Genomic DNA, 17976 nt, shown 5'->3' with positions numbered 1-17976 from the left:
TCAGATGTCCACGTCGACCTGGATGAGCAGACCCAGGGCCACGACGATCAGGCCCCAGGAGACACCGAGGGCGATGGTCAGGCGGTTGAGGTTTCGCTCCGCCACGCCGGACGAGCCCAGCGAAGAGGTCACACCGCCGCCGAACATGTCAGACATTCCGCCGCCGCGCCCCTTGTGGAGCAGGATCAGCAGGATCAGCAGCAGGCTGATGACGGCCAGGAGGACCTGGAGAGCGATGGTCAGTGCAGACACAGCGGCCTTTCGTGGACGGTGGAGGTTTCAGCAGCTACCAGGATAACGCGGGAACTCAGCCCGCGTGGCCCGTGTCGACGTGCTTCTCGAACGAGACGATGTTGGCGAACTCCTCAGCCTCGAGGCTGGCACCGCCGACCAGCGCACCGTCGACGTCGGTCCCGGCGAGGATCGAGGCGACGTTCTTCGCCTTCACCGAGCCGCCGTAGAGGATCCGCACGCCGTCGGCGAACTCTGCGGAATACCGTTCGGCCAGGTGCGCGCGGACCGCGGCCGCCATCTCCTGCGCGTCCTCCGGTCCCGCGACCTCACCGGTGCCGATGGCCCAGACCGGCTCATAGGCGACCACGAGCTCGCCGAGGTCATCGGCCGTGAGCCCCTCCAGGGCGCCGTCGAGCTGCGCCAGCGTGTGGGAGACGTGGTCCCCCGCCTGCCGGACCTCAAGCCCTTCGCCGACGCACAGCACCGGCGCCAGATCGTGGCGCAGCGCGGCGCGGATCTTGCGGTTGAGCAGCGCGTCGTCCTCGCCGTGGACCTCCCGGCGCTCCGAGTGCCCGATCAGCACCTGGGAGCAGCCCAGGCGGCTCAGGAACTGACCGGAGATGTCTCCGGTGTAGGCTCCCGAGTCGTGCTCCGAGAGATCCTGGGCGCCGTAGTCCAGGGAGAGCTTGTCTCCCGTGACCAAGGTCTGCACGCCGCGGAGATCGGTGAACGGCGGGAACACGGAGACCTGGACACGCTCGTAGTCGTGTCCTGCGTCATCCAGCGTCCACGCCAGCTTCTGGACCAGGGCGATGCCCTGCATATGGTCCATGTTCATCTTCCAGTTGCCTGCGATCAGCGGGCGACGGACGAACTGCCCGTCCTTCTGAGCGGTCATGAGTCAGGTGATCCTTCCAGCGGTGGAGTCCAGCGACGGATATGTGGTGGGGTCGGTGAGGCTGGGCGCTCAGCGCTGCATTGCCTCGATGCCCGGCAGGGACTTGCCCTCCAGGTACTCGAGGCTCGCGCCGCCGCCGGTGGAGATGTGGCCGAAGGCGGCCTCCTCGAAGCCCAGGCTGCGTACGGCGGCCGCGGAGTCTCCGCCGCCGACCACGGTGAAGCCCTCGGTCTCGGTCAGCGCGCGGGCCACTGCGGCGGTGCCGGCGGCGAAGGCCTCCATCTCGAACACGCCCATGGGGCCGTTCCAGAACACGGTGTTGGAGTCGGCGATCTCGCGGGAGAACGCCTCAGCAGTCTCCGGCCCGATGTCCAGGCCCAGCGCGGCCGCCCCGTGAGCCCCTGACTCGAGCGTCTCGACGGGAAGCACCTCGTGTTCGGCGTCGGCCGAGAACGCGGAGGCCATGACGATGTCGGTCGGCAGTACGATCCGGCAGCCGTGGCGTTCGGCCGCGGCCAGGAAGCCGCGGACCGTGTCCAGCTTGTCGTCCTCCACCAGAGAGTTCCCGATGCCGTATCCCTGGGCCTTCAGGAAGGTGAACACCATGCCGCCGCCGATCAGCAGCGTGTCCGCCCGGGACATCAGGTTCTCGATGACGGCCAGCTTGTCGGAGACCTTCGATCCGCCGAGCACCACGGTGTAGGGCCGCTGCGGGGACTCGGTCAGCCGCTCGAGCACCACCAGCTCGTCCCGGACCAGGTCTCCCTGGTAGGCGGGCAGCTGCTCGGTGATGTCGGCCACCGAGGCGTGACGCCGATGCACCGCGCCGAAGGCGTCATTGACGTAGACGCCGTCCTCCCCCGTCAGGGCGGCCAGCTCCGTGGCGAGCGCAGCGCGCTCGGCGTCGTCCTTGGAGGTCTCGCGGGGGTCGAACCGCACGTTCTCCAGCAGGAGGATCTCGCCGTCGGGAAGCTCGGCGGCGTTCTCCTGCGCGGACGGGCCGACCAGATCCTCGGCACGGCGCACCGGCACCTGGCTCAGCTCGGCCATGCGGGCGGCGACCGGCGCCAGCGAGAACTGCGGGTCGACCTGGCCCTTCGGGCGGCCGAGATGGGCGGTGACCAGTACCTTGGCACCAGCCTGGGCGAGCTTCTCGAGCACCGGCAGGGAGGCACGGATCCGGCCGTCGTCGGTGACGGTCGCGCCGTCGAGGGGCACGTTGAGGTCCGATCGGACCAGGACGCGGCGGCCGGAGACGCCGTCGGCCAGCAGGGTGTCCAGTGTGGAGGCAGTCATGGGGTTCAGAGTACCAATCGGTCGGAGGGGCGGAACGGCCGAGGCCCCGCCGACCACGTCCGCGCAGGCGGTCGGGCAGGCGGGGCCTCGGTCACTGAGTCGTCAGCTGCGGCAGCGGGCGTATCAGAGCTTCGAGCCGACATGCACGGTCAGCTGGGCCAGGCGCGAGCTGTAGCCGTACTCGTTGTCGTACCAGGAGAACACCTTCACCGTGTGGCCGATGACCTTGGTCAGCGGGGCGTCGAAGATCGAGGAGTGCGAGTCTCCGACGATGTCCGAGGAGACGATCGGGTCCTCGTTGTAGGCCAGGATGCCGGCCAGCTCGCCCTCGGCGGCCTTCTTGAAGGCCGCGTTGACGTCCTCGGGGGTCACGCCGTCCTTCTCGACGGTGACGGTGAGGTCGGTGCCGGATCCGGTGATCACCGGGACACGCACGGCGTAGCCGTCGAGCTTGCCGTCGACCTCGGGGATGACCGCGCCGATGGCGGCGGCGGCACCCGTCGAGGTGGGAACCATGTTGACGCCGGCCGCCCGGGCCCGGCGCGGGTCGCTGTGCGGGGCGTCGTGCAGGCGCTGGTCACCGGTGTAGGCGTGGACCGTGGTCATCAGGCCCTCGACGATGCCGAACTCGTCGTTGAGGACCTTCACCAGCGGGGCCAGGCAGTTGGTGGTGCAGGAGGCGTTCGAGACCACGGTGTGGTTCGCGGCGTCGAAGGTGTCCTCGTTGATGCCCACGACCAGGGTCGCGTCGACGCCCTTGGCCGGGGCGGAGACGATGACCTTCTTGGCGCCGGCCTCGATGTGCTTGCCGGCGGTCTCCTTGGTGGTGAAGAACCCGGTGCACTCCAGGACGACGTCGACGCCCAGCTCGCCCCACGGCAGGTTGGCCGGGTCGCGGTCCGAGAGAAGACGGATCCGACGGTCACCGACGACGAGGTGATCGCCGTCGAGAGAGACGTCCTGGGGGAAACGGCCGAGGACGGAGTCATACTTGGTCAGATTGACCAGCTGACCGGGCTCGGTGAGGTCATTGATCGCCACGAGCTCCAGGTCATGGCCCTGGTCCTCGATCACACGCAGCACGTTGCGGCCGATGCGTCCAAAACCGTTGATCGCGATCTTCGTCGCCATGGGTTCCCTTCCTTGACTTCTCCGTCCGCCGGGTCGGCGGACCGATGAGGTGCGGATCCTGCGTGCTGTCGTCCCGCGCGGCCGAGGGCGGCGGAACGGCCCCGAGAAACACGTTGGGGATCAGCGGCCCGGGTCTTCACCCAGTGCCACTGACCCCCAACAACATCGTTGTTCTCAGGTTGTCCGTAGAACGCAGTCTTGAATTATCAGCTCATATTCTGTCACATGTCGGCGCATCGTGTGTGAGCCGATCGGCATGAGTCCGACATGTGGACCTCAGGACAGGGGCGCCGGGCGAGCGTCCCGGCACTGAGTCACGGAGTGATCAGCGAAGCCGCGCCGGAGCGTGCGGCCTCCAGACGGCGCGCCACGTCCTCCCAGTTGATGATGTTCCAGAACGCCTTGACGTAGTCCGGCTTCACATTCTGGTAGTCGAGGTAGAAGGCGTGCTCCCACATGTCCAGCATCAGCAGCGGGACGGTCGCCACGGGGACGCCGTTCTGCTGGTCGTAGAACTGCTCGATCACCAGGTTGCCGCCGATCGGCTCGAAGGCCAGGATCGCCCAGCCGGAGCCCTGGATGGTGAGCGCGGCCTGCGTGAACTGCTCCTGGAACTTCTCGAAGGAGCCGAAGTACTCGTCGATCGCGGCGGCCAGCTCACCCTCCGGACGCTCCTGCCCCTCCGGAGAGAGGTTCTTCCAGAAGATCGAGTGGTTGGTGTGCCCGCCGAGGTTGAACTGCAGGTCCTTCAGCAGCTTCGGCGTCGTGCCGTAGTCGCCGTTCTCCCGGGCCTCAGCGAGCTTCTCCAGCGCGGTGTTGGCGCCCTTGACGTAGGTCGCGTGGTGCTTGGAGTGGTGCAGCTCCATGATGCGCGCGGAGATGTGCGGCTCCAGCGCGGCGTAGTCGTAGTCGAGTTCAGGAAGCGTGTACTCAGCCATGCGGTGCTCCTTGCAGCAGGGATTCATCGGGCCGGGGCGTCGAGCCCCGCTCGCCCTCAATCCTATGACTCCGACCCAGAACGCATAAGGGGTTACCGACTATGACAGCCGATGTTCACCACGGGAGGAAACATCCTCACGAGAGAAAGATTTAGGCATTCCTAATTATCGCAGGGCCCCGCCCCTCAGGTCTCCAGCATGTCAGGGGTGACGTTGGCCTCGGTGCCGGGCACATCCAGCTCCTGCGCCCGCTTGTCGGCCATCGCCAGCAGACGACGGATGCGTCCGGCGATGGCGTCCTTGGTCATGGGCGGCTCCGCGAGCCGACCCAGCTCATCCAGGGAGGCCTGCCTGTGCTGCAGGCGCAGCTCACCGGCATATTTCAGGTGCTCGGGAGCCTCGTCGCCGAGGATCTCCAGCGCCCGCTGCACCCGGGCTCCCGCGGCGACGGCGGCCTGCGCCGACCGCCGGAGGTTGGCGTCGTCGAAGTTCGCCAGCCGGTTCGCCGTGGCCCGCACCTCCTTGCGCATGCGTCGCTCCTCCCACACCAGCAGGGCCTGATGGGCGCCCATGCGGGTCAGCAGCTGGGCGATCGAGTCGCCGTCCCTGATCACCACGCGATCCACGGAACGCACCTCGCGGGCCTTCGCCGTGAGTCCCAGGCGACGCGCGGCGCCCACGAGCGCCAGCGCGGCCTCCGGTCCGGGGCAGGTGACCTCGAGCGAGGATGAACGCCCCGGCTCGGTGAGCGATCCGTGAGCCAGGAACGCGCCCCTCCAGACCGCGACCGCATCAGCCACCGACCCGTTGACGATGACCGAAGGAAGCCCTCGGACCGGGCGACCACGGGCGTCGAGCAGGCCTGTCTGTCGCGCCAGGGCCTCGCCTTCGCGGACCACCCGGACCACGTAGCGGCTGCCCTTCTTCAGGCCCGACCCGGAGACCACGATGATCTCACTGGAGTGTCCGTAGACCTCGGCGATCGCGGCACGCAGGCGGCGCGCCGTCGCCGCATGGTCCAGCTCCGCCTCGATGACGATGCGCCCCGAGATGATGTGCAGTCCGCCGGCGAACCGCAGCATGGCCGAGACCTCGGCCTTGCGCTCAGAGGATGTGGAGACCTCCTGGCGAGAGAGCTCTTCCTTGACCGATTCGGTCAGCGCCATATGAACGTTCCTCCGGTGGTTTCTGTCGCGGTGAGCACGGCATCGGGCTCCGACATGCTACTGGATGGTTCTGGGCAGGGCGTCGAGGGTGTGATCCGCGCGACTCCCCCGACCCCCAAGGCGACCCGCGCCCTCGCCCGTCAGGAGCCGAAGACCTCGTCGAAGGCGATCGCCAGCCGGAGCGGGTCATGGACCTCAGGATCATCCTCCTTGCGCACCCGGTGATAGCCCACGCGCGCCCCGAGCCGCGCCGCCGCCTGCTCGAAGGCGGCACGGTCGTCCGTGCGCACGGAGTCCGGGTCGGCGATGATCCGGTCCACGTGGAGCTCAGGGGCATGGTCGATCAGCACCTCGAGGTGATCCGCCGGCGTCATCCCGACGGTCTCATCGGTGTCAGCTGTGAGGTTCATCACGATACACCGCTTCGCCTCGGTCTCGCACAGGGCCGCTCGCAGATCCTCGAGCAGCAGATGCGGCAGCACCGAGGTGTACCAGGACCCCGGGCCGAACACGACCCAGTCCGAGAGTTCGATCGCCGTGACCGCCTCGCTGCACGCCTGCGCCTCCTCGGGATGGATCCGCACATCGGTGAGCCGGCCCAGCTGACCCGCCCGGGCCAACTCCACCTGGGAGGAGACGCGCATCGGCGCTGACGGCTCCTGCCCGTCAGCGGCGGGGCGATGCACCAGGCCGGACATCGTCAGAGGCTCACGCGACATCGGCAGCACCTGCCCCCGCGCGCCCAGCAGCGCCCCGGCCCAGCGCAGACCGTCGACGGGATCACCGATGAGCTCCCAGAGCGCGACGATCAGCAGATTGCCCATGGCGTGGTCATCGAGGCTGCCGGTGACACCGTCCCGGGAGCGGAAGCGATGCTGCATGACCTGCGCCCACGTGCGCCCCCACTCGGTGTCATCGCACAGCGCCGCAAGCGCCATGCGCAGATCTCCCGGGGGCAGCACGTCCATGTCCTGTCGGATGCGCCCCGACGAGCCGCCGTCGTCGGCGACCGTGACGACGGCCGTCAGGTGCTCGGCCGCGATGATCCGCAGCGCGGCCAGTGTGGCGGAGAGACCGTGCCCGCCGCCCAGCGCCGAGACACGGAACGACCGGCGGCCCGAGGGATGGGTGCCCCGGGACTCGGCCGTGGAGGGGACGATCGGCACCGGCCCGGTCGACTGGGGAGCCGGAAAGGAGGAGGCCATGCTCATTCACGCCCCAGGTCACGGTGCACGGTGTTCACCGTGACATTGGGGACCTGGGCCAGCCGACGGGCCAGCTCCTCGGAGATGGCCACCGACCGGTGCTTGCCCCCGGTGCAGCCCACGGCGAGCGTCGCATAGTGCTTGTTCTCCCGCCGGTACCCCTCCAGCACGGGTTTGAGCGCCTCCACGTACCGGTCGACGAATTCGCCGGCACCTTCGTCGACGAGCACGTACTCGCGGACCGGCTCGTCGAGTCCGGTGAGCGGCCGCAGCTCCGGCACCCAGTGCGGGTTGGGTACGAACCTGACGTCTGCGATGAAGTTCGCATCGGCCGGCACACCATATTTGAAGCCGAAGCTCATCACGTTCAGCCGCAGCTGGATCGGGCCGTCGTCGGTGAAGATCTCGGTGATCTCCCGGGCCAGCCCGTGGACGTTGAGCTCCGTGGTGTCGACCACGACCTCGGCTCCGGCCTTGACCTCCTTGAGCATGTCCCGCTCGGCGACGATGCCGTCGAGGATCCGTCCGGACCCCTGGAGCGGATGCGGGCGGCGCGCCTGTTCGAAGCGCCGGACCAGGAGCTCGTCCGAGGCGTCGAGGAACAGCATCCGGTAGGTCAGACCCGCCGCACGGACCTGACCGAGGGCGTCCATCATGTCGCTGAACGGGCCGCGGGACCGGACGTCGATGACCACCGCGAGCTTCTCCACGGATCCGGGGTTCCTCGCGATGAGATCCATCATCGTCCCGATGAGCTCCGCGGGGAGCCCCTCCACCACGTACCAGCCGAGGTCCTCGAGCGCATGGGCCGCGGTGGTGCGGCCGGCGCCCGACATGCCGGTCACGATCAGCAGCTCGTTCTCGGGAGGCTTCACCGGGATCAGTCCATCGCTCATAGGAGGAAGCCTACGTCCCCGGCGGCACCCTCAACAATCGCTTCAGGCCCCGGCCTGACCTGGAGCGCCGGATCCATGCTGATCCTCGTCGGCCAGGTGCTCCAGGATGCGTCGGGCGGTGGCCTCCCCGATGCCGGGCACCTCCGCGATCTGCTCCACGCCGGCCTGTCGGATCCGTGCCACCGAGCCGAAATGCTCCACGACCGCCCTCCGGCGCGCAGGCCCCAGCCCAGGCACCTCATCCAGCGCGGATGCGGTCATCTCTCGGGACCGCTTGCTGCGGTGGTAGGAGATGGCGAAGCGGTGGGCCTCATCACGGATGCGTTGGAGCATGTACAGCGCCTGCGAGGAGCGCGGCAGCACCAGAGGGAAGTCGTCGTCGGGCAGCCACACCTCCTCGAGCCGCTTGGCCAGACCGATGACCGGAAGCTCGGTGATCCCCAGGGCATCGAGGGCCTCACGGGCCGCGGCGACCTGAGGCTGGCCGCCGTCGACGACCACGAGGCTCGGCGGATAGGCGAAGCGGCTCCCCTCACGATCCACCGTCGTGTCCTCCACCGGCCCGGATCCCGCAGAAGCGTCGGGCACGTCCGACGCGTCAGGAGTCGCCGTGCCGTCATCCGCGACGACGGCGGGCTCCCCGCCCGGTGCGTCGAGCCGCATCTGGTCGTCCAGGTAGCGCGAGAACCGCCGGGTGATGACGTCCCGCATCGCGCTGGTGTCGTCCCGGGCGGCGTCCCCCCGGACGGAGAACCGGCGATAGTCCTTCTTCTTCGGCAGGCCGTCCTCCATCACCACCATCGACGCCACCACATTGGTCCCCGACGTGTGCGAGATGTCGAAGCACTCGATGCGCAGCAGCGCGTCAGGGGCGTCCAGAGCCTCCTGCAGCTCGCGCAGCGCCTGGGACCGTGTGGTCAGGTCCGAGGAGCGCCGGGCCTTGTGCAGCATCAGAGCCTGCTGCGCGTTCTCTCGGACCGTGCCGAGCAGAGCGGCCTTGTCACCACGCCGCGGCACGCGCAGGTCGACGGCGGCTCCGCGACGCTGCCGCAGCCAGGCGCCGAGCTGCTCCGCATCCTCGGGCAGCTCCGGGACGAGCACCTCCCGCGGGATCCGCTCGGCGTCCTCCATGGACCCGTAGACCTGCAGCAGGAGCTGCTCCACCAGGCCGGCGGCGTCAGTCTCCTCGACCTTCTCCACGACCCACCCGCGCTGCCCGCGGATCCGTCCCTGCCGCACATGGAAGACCTGCACGGCCGCCTCGAGCTCGTCCTCCGCGAAGGCGAAGATGTCCGCCTCGGTCTCCTCTGACAGCACGACCGCATTGCGTTCGAAGACCCGTCGCAGAGCCTCGAGATCGTCCCGATGCCGGGCGGCGTCCTCGTAGCGGAGCTCCGCGACGGCTTCCTTCATCTCGGTCTCGATGCGGCGCATGTGCGGGCCGGGACGCCCGGCCATGACCTCGCAGAACTCCTCGGCGAGCCGGCGGTGGTCCTCCGGACTGATCCGTCCCACGCAGGGAGCGGAGCATTTGTCGATGTAGCCCAGCAGGCAGGGGCGGCCCGACGCCTCGGCACGACGGAAGACCCCGGCGGAGCAGCTGCGCACCGGAAAGACGCGCAGCATGGTGTCCACGGTCTCGCGGATCGCCTTGGCCGGGTGGAAGGGCCCGAAGTACTTGACGCCGGGGCGCCGGTCGCCCCGCATGACCTGCACGCGGGGGAACTTCTCGTTCATGGTGACGGCGAGGTACGGGTAGGACTTGTCGTCCCGATACATGATGTTGAAGCGCGGCGTGTGCTGCTTGATCCAGGTGTACTCCAGCTGGATCGCCTCCAGCTCGGAACCGACCACCGTCCACTCGACCTGGGAGGCGGTGTGCACCATGGCGTAGGTCTTGGGGTGAAGCCCCTCAGGGCGGGCGAAGTAGGAGTTGAGGCGGGCCCGCAGGTTCTTGGCCTTGCCGACGTAGATCACCCGACCGTGCGGGTCGATGAAGCGGTAGACGCCCGGCGAGGTCGGGATCTCTCCCGGCCGGGGTCGGTAGGAGGCGGGATCAGCCATCGGCGTCGGCGTCGTCCCTGTCCGCCGGCGGGCTGTTGTACGTGTCGACGCGCTCCTGCCCGGTCAGCGCGGCGATGGCATCCATGACGCGTGCCGTCGCCTCCCGACGCACCGGCAGCGGATGGCGCTGGCCGATGTGCTCGAAGTGCAGCGGGTCGCCCACATGCATCTCGAACGCCGCCGAACGCACGCGGTTGGAGTCCGGCGCCTGGAGGTTCTCGGTCCCCTTCAGTCCCACCGGCACCACCGGCAGTCCGGTGGCCAGCGCGAGCCAGCCCACTCCGTTCTTGCCGCGATAAAGTCGCCCGTCCCGGCTGCGGGTGCCCTCCGGGTAGATCCCGACGCCGTGGCCCGAGGCGGCGATGTCTCCCAGCTGGTGCAGCGCCTCCACGCTCGCCGACTTCTTCTGCCGCTCCACCGGCACGGACCCGACCGACTCGAAGAAGATCTTCATGGCCCGTCCCTTGATCCCGGGCTGCGTGAAGTACTCAGCCTTGGCGAAGAAGCTCACGGGCCGCGGGAAGATCGCCTGGATCAGCACCGAGTCCAGGAACGACAGGTGATTGCTGGCGACGACGAAGCCCCCCTCTGCCGGGACCTTCTCCAGCCCGGTGATCGTGGGGCGACAGGTGAGCTTCACGTAGGCGGAGAACGCCTTGCGGATCGCATCGTGGGTGACCACGCGCTTCGGGGCGGGCGCGGTGGGGTCTGTGCTCACGTGCTGATCCTTCGAGTCGCCGGGCGCAGGGCGCCGTCTGTGCTGGGCCGCGGTTCAGTGTACCCGGTGCGAGACCCGTCACGGCCACCGCCTCGGCCCTGCGCGCAGGTCATCGGGCGGGAGCGGCTGCTGTGCCGCCGCCACCCTCCGCCCGGGCGTCGCCCGGGCGCCGTCCGCCCGCAGGACGGGGTCGATCAGAGCAGATGCCCCAGGAAGCGACCCGTGTGCGAACCGGTGTGGTCCGCCTGCGCGGCGACGGCCTCGGGAGTCCCCTCCGCGACGATCCTTCCGCCGCCTGTGCCCCCTTCTGGCCCGAGGTCGATGATCCAGTCGGCAGACTTGATGACGTCCAGGTTGTGCTCGATGGTCACCACGGTGTTGCCCTTGTCCACCAGGCTCTGCAGGACGCCGAGCAGCTTGCGGATGTCCTCGAAGTGCAGGCCAGTGGTGGGCTCGTCCAGGACGTAGATGCTGCGGCCCTTGGACCTCTTCTGGAGCTCCGAGGCGAGCTTCACTCGCTGGGCCTCACCGCCGGAGAGCGTGGTCGCGGCCTGACCCAGGCGCACGTACCCGAGGCCCACGTCCACCAGCGTGGTGAGGTGCCGGGCGATGGGCGCGAACGCGGAGAAGAACTCTGCGGCCTCCTCGATCGGCATGTCGAGGACCTCGGCGATGTTCTTCCCCTTGTAGTGCACCTCGAGCGTCTCGCGGTTGTACCGCGCCCCTTGGCAGACCTCACACGGCACGTAGACGTCCGGCAGGAAGTTCATCTCGATCTTCAGGGTGCCGTCGCCGGAGCAGGCCTCGCAGCGGCCCCCCTTGATGTTGAAGGAGAACCGTCCCGGCTGGTATCCGCGGGTCTTGGACTCCTGCGTCTCGGCGAACAGCTTCCGGATGTGGTCGAAGACGCCGGTGTAGGTGGCCGGGTTGGACCGCGGGGTGCGGCCGATGGGGCTCTGGTCGACGTGGATGACCTTGTCGAGATGGTCCACTCCGTCGATGCGACGGTGCCGCCCCGGCACCTGCCGGGCGTTGTTGAGCCTGTTGGCCAGCGACTTGTAGAGGATCTCGTTGATCAGGGTGGACTTCCCGGAGCCCGAGACTCCGGTGACGGCCAGGAAGACGCCCAGCGGGATGTCCACGCTGACGTCGGCGAGGTTGTTCTCATGGGCGTCGACGATGCGCAGCCTGCGCTGGGGGTCCACGGGGCGCCGCGACGGCGGCACGGCGATCGCGCGCCGACCGGCCAGATAGTCGCCGGTGATGGACTCCTCATTGGCCTTGAGGCCCTCCACGGATCCGGAGTGCACGATCCGTCCGCCGCGCTCTCCGGCTCCCGGACCGATGTCGACGACCCAGTCGGCCTCGCCGATGGTGTCCTCGTCATGCTCCACGACGATCAGGGTGTTGCCCAGGTCCCTGAGACGCGTGAGCGTCTGGATGAGTCGGGTGTTGTCGCGCTGGTGCAGACCGATCGAGGGCTCGTCGAGCACATAGAGCACACCCACCAGCCCGGAGCCGATCTGCGTGGCCAGCCGGATACGCTGCGCCTCGCCGCCGGAGAGCGTGCCGGCCGCCCGCTCCAGGTTCAGGTATCCCAGGCCCACGTCCAGCAGGAAGTTCAGCCGCGCCAGGATCTCCTTGAGCACCTGCTCGGCGATGGTCGCATCTCTGGCGGAGAGACTCAGACCCGAGAAGAACGCCACGATCTCGTCCAGCGGGCTGCGGGAGACCTCGGCGATGGACCGACCCTCGATCAGGACGGACAGTGAGGCGGGATTCAGGCGCTGCCCGTCGCAGTCCGGACACGCAACCTGACGCATGTACTGCTCGTAATGGTCCCGGGCGTTGTCCGACTCCGTCTCCTCATACTTGCGATGGATGTAGGAGAGCACGCCTTCGAAACCAGTGGAGTACTTCCGCTCCCGGCCGAAGCGATTCCGATACTGGACGACCACCTTGTGGTTCCGCCCGTGCAGCAACGCCTTCCGGGCCTTCTTGGGAAGCTCTCGCCAGGGGACGTCCAGGGAGAAGTCGAGGTCTTCGGCCAGCGCGCGGATGAGCCGCAGCCAGTACTCACTGGAGGCCTTCCCCCGGTTCCAGGGGGCGATCGCTCCGTCGGCCAGGGAGAGCGTGTCGTCCGGAATGACCAGCTCCTCGTCCACCTCGAGCCGCGAGCCGATGCCCGAGCAGGTCTGGCAGGCGCCGAAGGGCGAGTTGAAGGAGAAGGAACGCGGCTCGATCTCATCGATCGACAGCGGATGCTCATTGGGGCAGGCCAGGTTCTCGGAGAAGCTGCGCAGCTTGGGGCCTTCGAGGCCGTCCGGCACCTTCTCGGGGTTCTCCGGCGAGCCGTCCTCCGCCAGGTCGACCAGGTCGATCACCACTCGTCCTTCTGCCAGACGCAGAGCAGTCTCGATCGAATCGGTGAGCCGCTGGCGCATGCCCTCCCGGATGACCAGGCGGTCGATGACCACGTCGATGTGGTGCTTGATCTGCTTCTCGAGCACCGGTGGGTCGTTGAGCTGGATCTGCTCGCCGTCCACCACGGCCCGGGCGAAGCCCTGTCCGGCCAGGTCTCGGAAGAGGTCCTTGAACTCGCCCTTGCGCCCGCGCACGACCGGCGCCAGGACCTGGAAGCGGGCTCCCACCGGCAGGTCCAGGATCTGGTCCACGATCTGCTGAGGGGTCTGCCGCTCGATCCGCTCTCCACACACGGGGCAGTGCGGAACGCCGATGCGGGCCCAGAGCAGACGCAGATAGTCATGGATCTCGGTGACGGTTCCGACCGTCGACCGCGGGTTCCGCGAGGTCGACTTCTGATCGATGGAGACCGCCGGCGACAGCCCCTCGATGAAGTCGACGTCGGGCTTGTCCACCCGTCCGAGGAACATGCGCGCGTACGCCGAGAGCGACTCGACGTACCGCCGCTGCCCCTCGGCGAAGATGGTGTCGAACGCCAAGGAGGACTTCCCCGAGCCGGAGAGGCCGGTGAAGACGATGAAGGCGTTGCGCGGAAGCTCCACGGCCACGTCGTGCAGGTTGTGCTCCCGGGCCCCCTGGACGACGATGCGGTCCGCCTCGGCGCGACCGACGGTGCCGTTGGCGCCGGACTTCCGGCGCGCACCCCGGCTGTAGTAGTCGTCGACGGATTCGATCACGGCGCCGTCGATCGCGGCAACTGGCTCAGACACGCGCACCAGTGTATGCCCGCACCTTCGATCGAACAAATATTCGATCACCCGGGCCGTTCGCCGGCCGCACGGACCCGGATGGCAGGATGGAGGCGTGACGACCCGCCCCACCTCCCCCGCCCTGCAGAACGACGAGCCCTCCGCAGACGACGGCGCTCCCCTCGTCCTCTTCGACCTTGACGGCACCCTCGTGGACCCCGCCGGTTCGATCACCGGCGGCATCGCCGCGGCCCTGGCCGCGCACGGGATCGACGTGCCCGACCAGCCCACGCTGGAGGGCATGGTCGGCCCGCCGCTCGCCGCCAGCCTGCTGTCCCTGCCGGGCGTGACCACCGAGATGCTGCCGGGCCTCGTGGCGCACTATCGAGCCGGCTACCTCGCCCACGGCATGGCGGCCTCCAAGGTCTACCCCGGACTCCGGCAGCTCCTGGCCGACCTGCGGGAGGCAGGCGTCGCCCTGGCGGTGGCCACCTCGAAGCCGCAGCCGCTGGCGGAGCGACTGCTCGAGGTCCAGGGCCTGGCGGGCGCCGTCGACGTCGTCGCAGGCTCGGATCCGGACGAGACCGTGCCCCATGCCGGCAAGGCGCCGATCCTCGCGGCCGCGCTGAGGGACGTGGCCCGCGCCTCGGACCGCGATCCGAGCGGCGGCCCCTCTCGGCCCCGAGCGGCGATGGTCGGGGATCGGATCTTCGACGTCGAGGGCGCCCAGGCCCATGGGATCCCCTGTGTCGGCGTGCGGTGGGGCAGCGCCCCGGCCGGGGAGCTCGAACAGGCCGGCGCCGACGTCGTGGTCGACGACGCGCAGGGGCTCCGAGATGCACTCGAGCACCTTCTCGATGTGCCGCTCGGGGACAGCGCAGCGAGGCCGGCCCCCAGCCCGACTCAGGACTCGACCCACAGCGCAGCCGAGGATCCGGCCGAGGGCTCGGCATCGCCATGGCGTCTGATCGACAGCAGACCATAGACTGTCACCCATGGCCACCGACAGCTCTCTGATCCATGACCTTCCGGCGATCACCGTCCGCCGCGTCGCGGTCTCCGAGATGAGCAACAACGTCTACCTGCTCACCGCGAAGAAGTCCGGGGTCCAGGTGCTCATCGACGCCGCCGACGACGTCCCGGCGATCCGCGCGATGCTGGCCGAAGCCGCCGTCGACACCCCCTGCGCGCCGCAGCTGCGCGCCGTGCTCACCACGCATCGTCACTGGGACCACATCCGCGCGCTGCCCGAGCTCGCCGCCGACGTGGAGACGGTCGCGGGACAGGACGACGCCGGTGCGATCGAGGAGGCCGAAGGCGTGCGGATCGACCGTCGGGTCGACCACGGCGACCTGGTGCAGTATGACGGCATCGCGCTGGACGTCATCCAGCTGCGCGGCCACACCCCTGGCTCGGTGGCCTTCGTGTACCCCGTCGAAGACGGCCCCACCCACATCTTCACCGGAGACTCGCTGTTCCCCGGCGGCGTCGGAAAGACCTGGAGCGCAGAGGACTTCCGCACGCTGATCGACGACGTCGAGGCGCGGCTCTTCGCGGCCTTCCCGGACGACACCGTCATCCACCCCGGACATGGCGACCCCACGACGCTGGGCGCGGAACGGCCCGAGCTCGCCGCGTGGCGGGAGCGCGGCTGGTAGTGGCGGCCCTGCGACTCGACTCCCTGCGTCCTGCCCCCGCTGCGGACGGCGTCCCCGACCCCGAGAGCCTCGTCGAGGCCTTCACCGGATGGACCGCCCAGCGTGGGATCACCCTCTACCCCGCCCAGGAGGACGCTGTCCTGGAGCTCGCGGACCGGCGGCACGTCATCATGGCCACCCCGACCGGCTCCGGGAAGTCCCTGGTGGCCACGGCCGCCCACTTCTTCGCCCTGTGCCGCGGCGAACGCAGCGTCTACACCGCTCCGATCAAGGCGCTCGTCTCCGAGAAGTTCTTCGCGCTCGTGGAGATCTTCGGCGCGGAGAACGTCGGGATGGTGACCGGAGACTCGGCGGTCAACGCCCACGCCCCGATCATCTGCTGCACGGCGGAGATCCTGGCCAACGAAGCTCTGCGCGACGGCACGGAGGCCGACGTCGGGCCCGTCATCATGGACGAGTTCCACTTCTATGCGGACCCCCAGCGCGGATGGGCCTGGCAGGTGCCCCTGCTGGAGCTTCCCCAGGCCCAGTTCCTGCTGATGTCCGCCACCCTGGGCGACACCAGCCGCTTCGAGCGCCGCATCGCCGAGCGGACCGGCCGAGACGTCGTCACCGTCTCCTCGGTCCAGCGTCCGGTGCCGCTGCACTTCGAGTACTCCACCACGCCGCTGCAGCACAAGCTCGAGGACCTCGTCGCCGACGGACAGGCGCCGGTCTACGTGGTGCACTTCTCCCAGCGCGAGGCCGCGGAACGTGCCGCCGGGCTCGCCTCGCTGAACGTGGCCGGCAAGGAGGACCGGGAGCGCATCCGGCAGCGTCTGGAGACCTTCCGCTTCGCCAAGGGGTACGGCAAGGTGCTCAATCGGCTGCTGCGGTCCGGCATCGGCGTCCACCATGCCGGGATGCTCCCCAAGTACCGGCGCCTCGTGGAGCAGCTCGCCCAGGACGGGCTGCTGAAGGTCATCTGCGGCACCGACACCCTCGGCGTCGGCATCAACGTGCCCATCCGCACCGTAGTGCTCACCGCCCTGAGCAAGTACGACGGCGAGCGGACGCGCCAGCTCAACGCCCGTGAGTTCCACCAGATCGCCGGACGGGCGGGGCGCGCCGGCTTCGACACCGAGGGCCGGGTGGTCGTGCAGGCCCCCGAGCATGTCATCGAGAACGAGCAGGCGCTGCGCAAGGCGCGGGCCAAGCACGGGGACGACGAGAAGAAGGTCGCCCAGGCGGTCCGCTCCACGGGGAAGAAGAAGCCGCCCGACGGCTTCGTCTCCTGGTCGGAGAAGTCCTTCGACCGACTCGTGGAGGCGACGCCGGAGCCGATGGTCTCACGCATGCAGATCAGCTATGCGATGGTGCTGCAGCTCCTGCAACGCCCTGAGGACCCGATCCTGGCCATGCGTCGGCTCATCCGCGGCTCCGACGAGACCCCGGCCCGGCAGGCGATCCTCCAGCGGCGGGCGCTGCAGATCCTGCGGGAGCTGCTCACCGCTGGCGTGCTGGAGCGACTGGAGGCTCCCGACGAGGACGGGCGCACAGTGGACCTGACGCTCGACCTGCAGGACGACTTCGCGCTGAACCAGCCGCTGGCCCCCTTCGCCGTCGCCGCGCTGGAGCTCCTGGACCCGGAGTCGGAGACCTACGCCCTGGACGTCATCTCCGTGATCGAGGCGATCCTGGAGACTCCGTACCAGGTGACCGGCGCCCAGGTGAAGAAGCTCAAGTCCGAGAAGATCGGTGAGCTGAAGGCCGAGGGTGTGGACTATGTGGAACGGATGCGCATCCTCGATGAGATGACCCATCCCCAGCCGCTGGGCGAGCTGCTGACCCAGCAGTTCGAGGTGTATCGGACCTCGGCGCCCTGGGTGGGCGACCATGAGCTGGCGCCCAAGGCGGTCGTGCGGGACATGGTCGAGCGGGCCTTCGGCTTCGTCGACATGGTCAACCACTATCAGCTCACCCGCTCGGAGGGAGTGCTGCTGCGGTATCTCACCGACGCCTACAAGGCGCTGCGCCAGACCGTGCCGCAGCAGAAGGTGACCGAGACGCTGGAGGATCTGGTCGAGTGGCTCGGCGAGATGATCCGCCAGACCGACAACTCGCTGCTCGAGGAGTGGGAGCGGCTGGCCTCCGGGGCCGAGGACTCCACGGCGGAGGATCTCGAGCTCAGTACCGAGGCGCCGGCAGAACCGGAGGGCGTGACCCACAATGTGCGGGCCTTCCGCGTGATGGTGCGCAACGCGATGTTCCTGCGGGCCGAGCTCTTCGCCCAGGAGAAGGAGCAGCAGCTCGAGCAGCTGGACGGTGACGCCGGGTGGGACGCCGAACGGTGGGGGAAGGCCATGGACACGTTCTTCGACGTCTACGACGATGTGTTCACCGATGCTTCCTCCCGCGGCCCGGCGCTCATCCGCATCGATGAGTCGCCGGAGGGCCGTCCGGGCTTCTGGCGGGCGGTGCAGGTCCTCGACGACGCCGACGGCAATCACGACTGGGCGATCCACGCCTGGATCGATCTGGCCTCCTCCGACGAGGTCGGCGCCCCGGTGGTGCTGGTCGATCACGTCGGCGAGGTCCACCACGAGCCGGCAGCCTGACC

Annotated in this window: 14 protein-coding genes; 3 read left to right on the top strand and 11 right to left on the bottom strand. The window is 68.9% G+C overall.

The genetic code is table 11. The features are described 5' to 3' along the window. The 11 genes from secG to uvrA all read right to left on the bottom strand — a co-directional run bounded on the left by secG (window position 1) and on the right by uvrA (window position 13617). Window positions 1–252: a preprotein translocase subunit SecG gene (gene secG / locus ABD658_RS03825; RefSeq protein WP_344743888.1), complete on the bottom strand. Its 252-nt coding sequence runs from the start codon at window positions 250–252 to the stop codon at window positions 1–3. Between the two features lie 55 nt (window positions 253–307). Then, entirely contained in the window at window positions 308–1132 is an 825-nt protein-coding gene (gene tpiA / locus ABD658_RS03820; protein ID WP_344685472.1) for a triose-phosphate isomerase, read from the bottom strand. A gap of 69 nt (window positions 1133–1201) precedes the next feature. Beyond that, window positions 1202–2428 carry a phosphoglycerate kinase gene (locus ABD658_RS03815; RefSeq protein ID WP_344685470.1) on the bottom strand — a complete coding sequence of 409 codons (1227 nt, stop codon included), beginning with the start codon at window positions 2426–2428 and terminating at the stop codon, window positions 1202–1204. Between the two features lie 123 nt (window positions 2429–2551). Next, window positions 2552–3559: a type I glyceraldehyde-3-phosphate dehydrogenase gene (gap, locus tag ABD658_RS03810; protein WP_070158770.1), complete on the bottom strand. Its 1008-nt coding sequence runs from the start codon at window positions 3557–3559 to the stop codon at window positions 2552–2554. 314 nt (window positions 3560–3873) lie between these two features. After that, window positions 3874–4497: a superoxide dismutase gene (locus tag ABD658_RS03805; RefSeq protein WP_311024121.1), complete on the bottom strand. Its 624-nt coding sequence runs from the start codon at window positions 4495–4497 to the stop codon at window positions 3874–3876. Window positions 4498–4682: 185 nt separating this feature from the next. Further along, window positions 4683–5663 carry a DNA-binding protein WhiA gene (whiA, locus tag ABD658_RS03800; protein ID WP_070158768.1) on the bottom strand — a complete coding sequence of 327 codons (981 nt, stop codon included), beginning with the start codon at window positions 5661–5663 and terminating at the stop codon, window positions 4683–4685. Window positions 5664–5803: 140 nt separating this feature from the next. Next, on the bottom strand, window positions 5804–6868 hold the full coding sequence (locus ABD658_RS03795; protein ID WP_311024117.1) for a gluconeogenesis factor YvcK family protein: 1065 nt from the start codon (window positions 6866–6868) through the stop codon (window positions 5804–5806). Window positions 6869–6870: 2 nt separating this feature from the next. Next, complete coding sequence (gene rapZ, locus ABD658_RS03790; protein WP_070158767.1) at window positions 6871–7764, bottom strand: RNase adapter RapZ; 894 nt, start codon at window positions 7762–7764, stop codon at window positions 6871–6873. A 42-nt stretch (window positions 7765–7806) separates the two neighbouring features. Next, window positions 7807–9828, bottom strand: a complete 2022-nt coding sequence (uvrC, locus tag ABD658_RS03785; RefSeq protein WP_344685463.1) for an excinuclease ABC subunit UvrC — start codon at window positions 9826–9828, stop codon at window positions 7807–7809. Beyond that, window positions 9821–10510 (bottom strand): lysophospholipid acyltransferase family protein, encoded by a 690-nt coding sequence (locus ABD658_RS03780; RefSeq protein ID WP_311024435.1) that lies wholly within the window; start codon window positions 10508–10510, stop codon window positions 9821–9823. Before ABD658_RS03780 ends, uvrC begins: the two co-directional genes overlap by 8 nt. Before the next feature lie 230 nt (window positions 10511–10740). After that, window positions 10741–13617, bottom strand: a complete 2877-nt coding sequence (gene uvrA, locus ABD658_RS03775) for an excinuclease ABC subunit UvrA (protein WP_344685646.1) — start codon at window positions 13615–13617, stop codon at window positions 10741–10743. A gap of 217 nt (window positions 13618–13834) precedes the next feature. On the opposite strand from uvrA, the gene ABD658_RS03770 reads away from it, so the two are divergent. The 3 genes from ABD658_RS03770 to ABD658_RS03760 are packed head-to-tail and all read left to right on the top strand — an operon-like array spanning window position 13835 to window position 17974. Continuing rightward, on the top strand, window positions 13835–14704 hold the full coding sequence (locus ABD658_RS03770) for an HAD hydrolase-like protein (protein WP_070160141.1): 870 nt from the start codon (window positions 13835–13837) through the stop codon (window positions 14702–14704). Window positions 14705–14714: 10 nt separating this feature from the next. Continuing rightward, a complete protein-coding gene (locus ABD658_RS03765) occupies window positions 14715–15377 on the top strand; it encodes an MBL fold metallo-hydrolase (RefSeq protein ID WP_085437397.1) in 663 nt (220 codons plus the stop codon). 8 nt (window positions 15378–15385) lie between these two features. Then, window positions 15386–17974: a DEAD/DEAH box helicase gene (locus tag ABD658_RS03760; protein ID WP_344743944.1), complete on the top strand. Its 2589-nt coding sequence runs from the start codon at window positions 15386–15388 to the stop codon at window positions 17972–17974. Window positions 17975–17976: the final 2 nt, after the last annotated feature.

It is taken from the genome of Nesterenkonia aethiopica (genome assembly GCF_039534665.1).
Taxonomy (GTDB): domain Bacteria; phylum Actinomycetota; class Actinomycetes; order Actinomycetales; family Micrococcaceae; genus Nesterenkonia; species Nesterenkonia aethiopica.
This window is presented reverse-complemented; position numbering and strand designations above follow the sequence as displayed.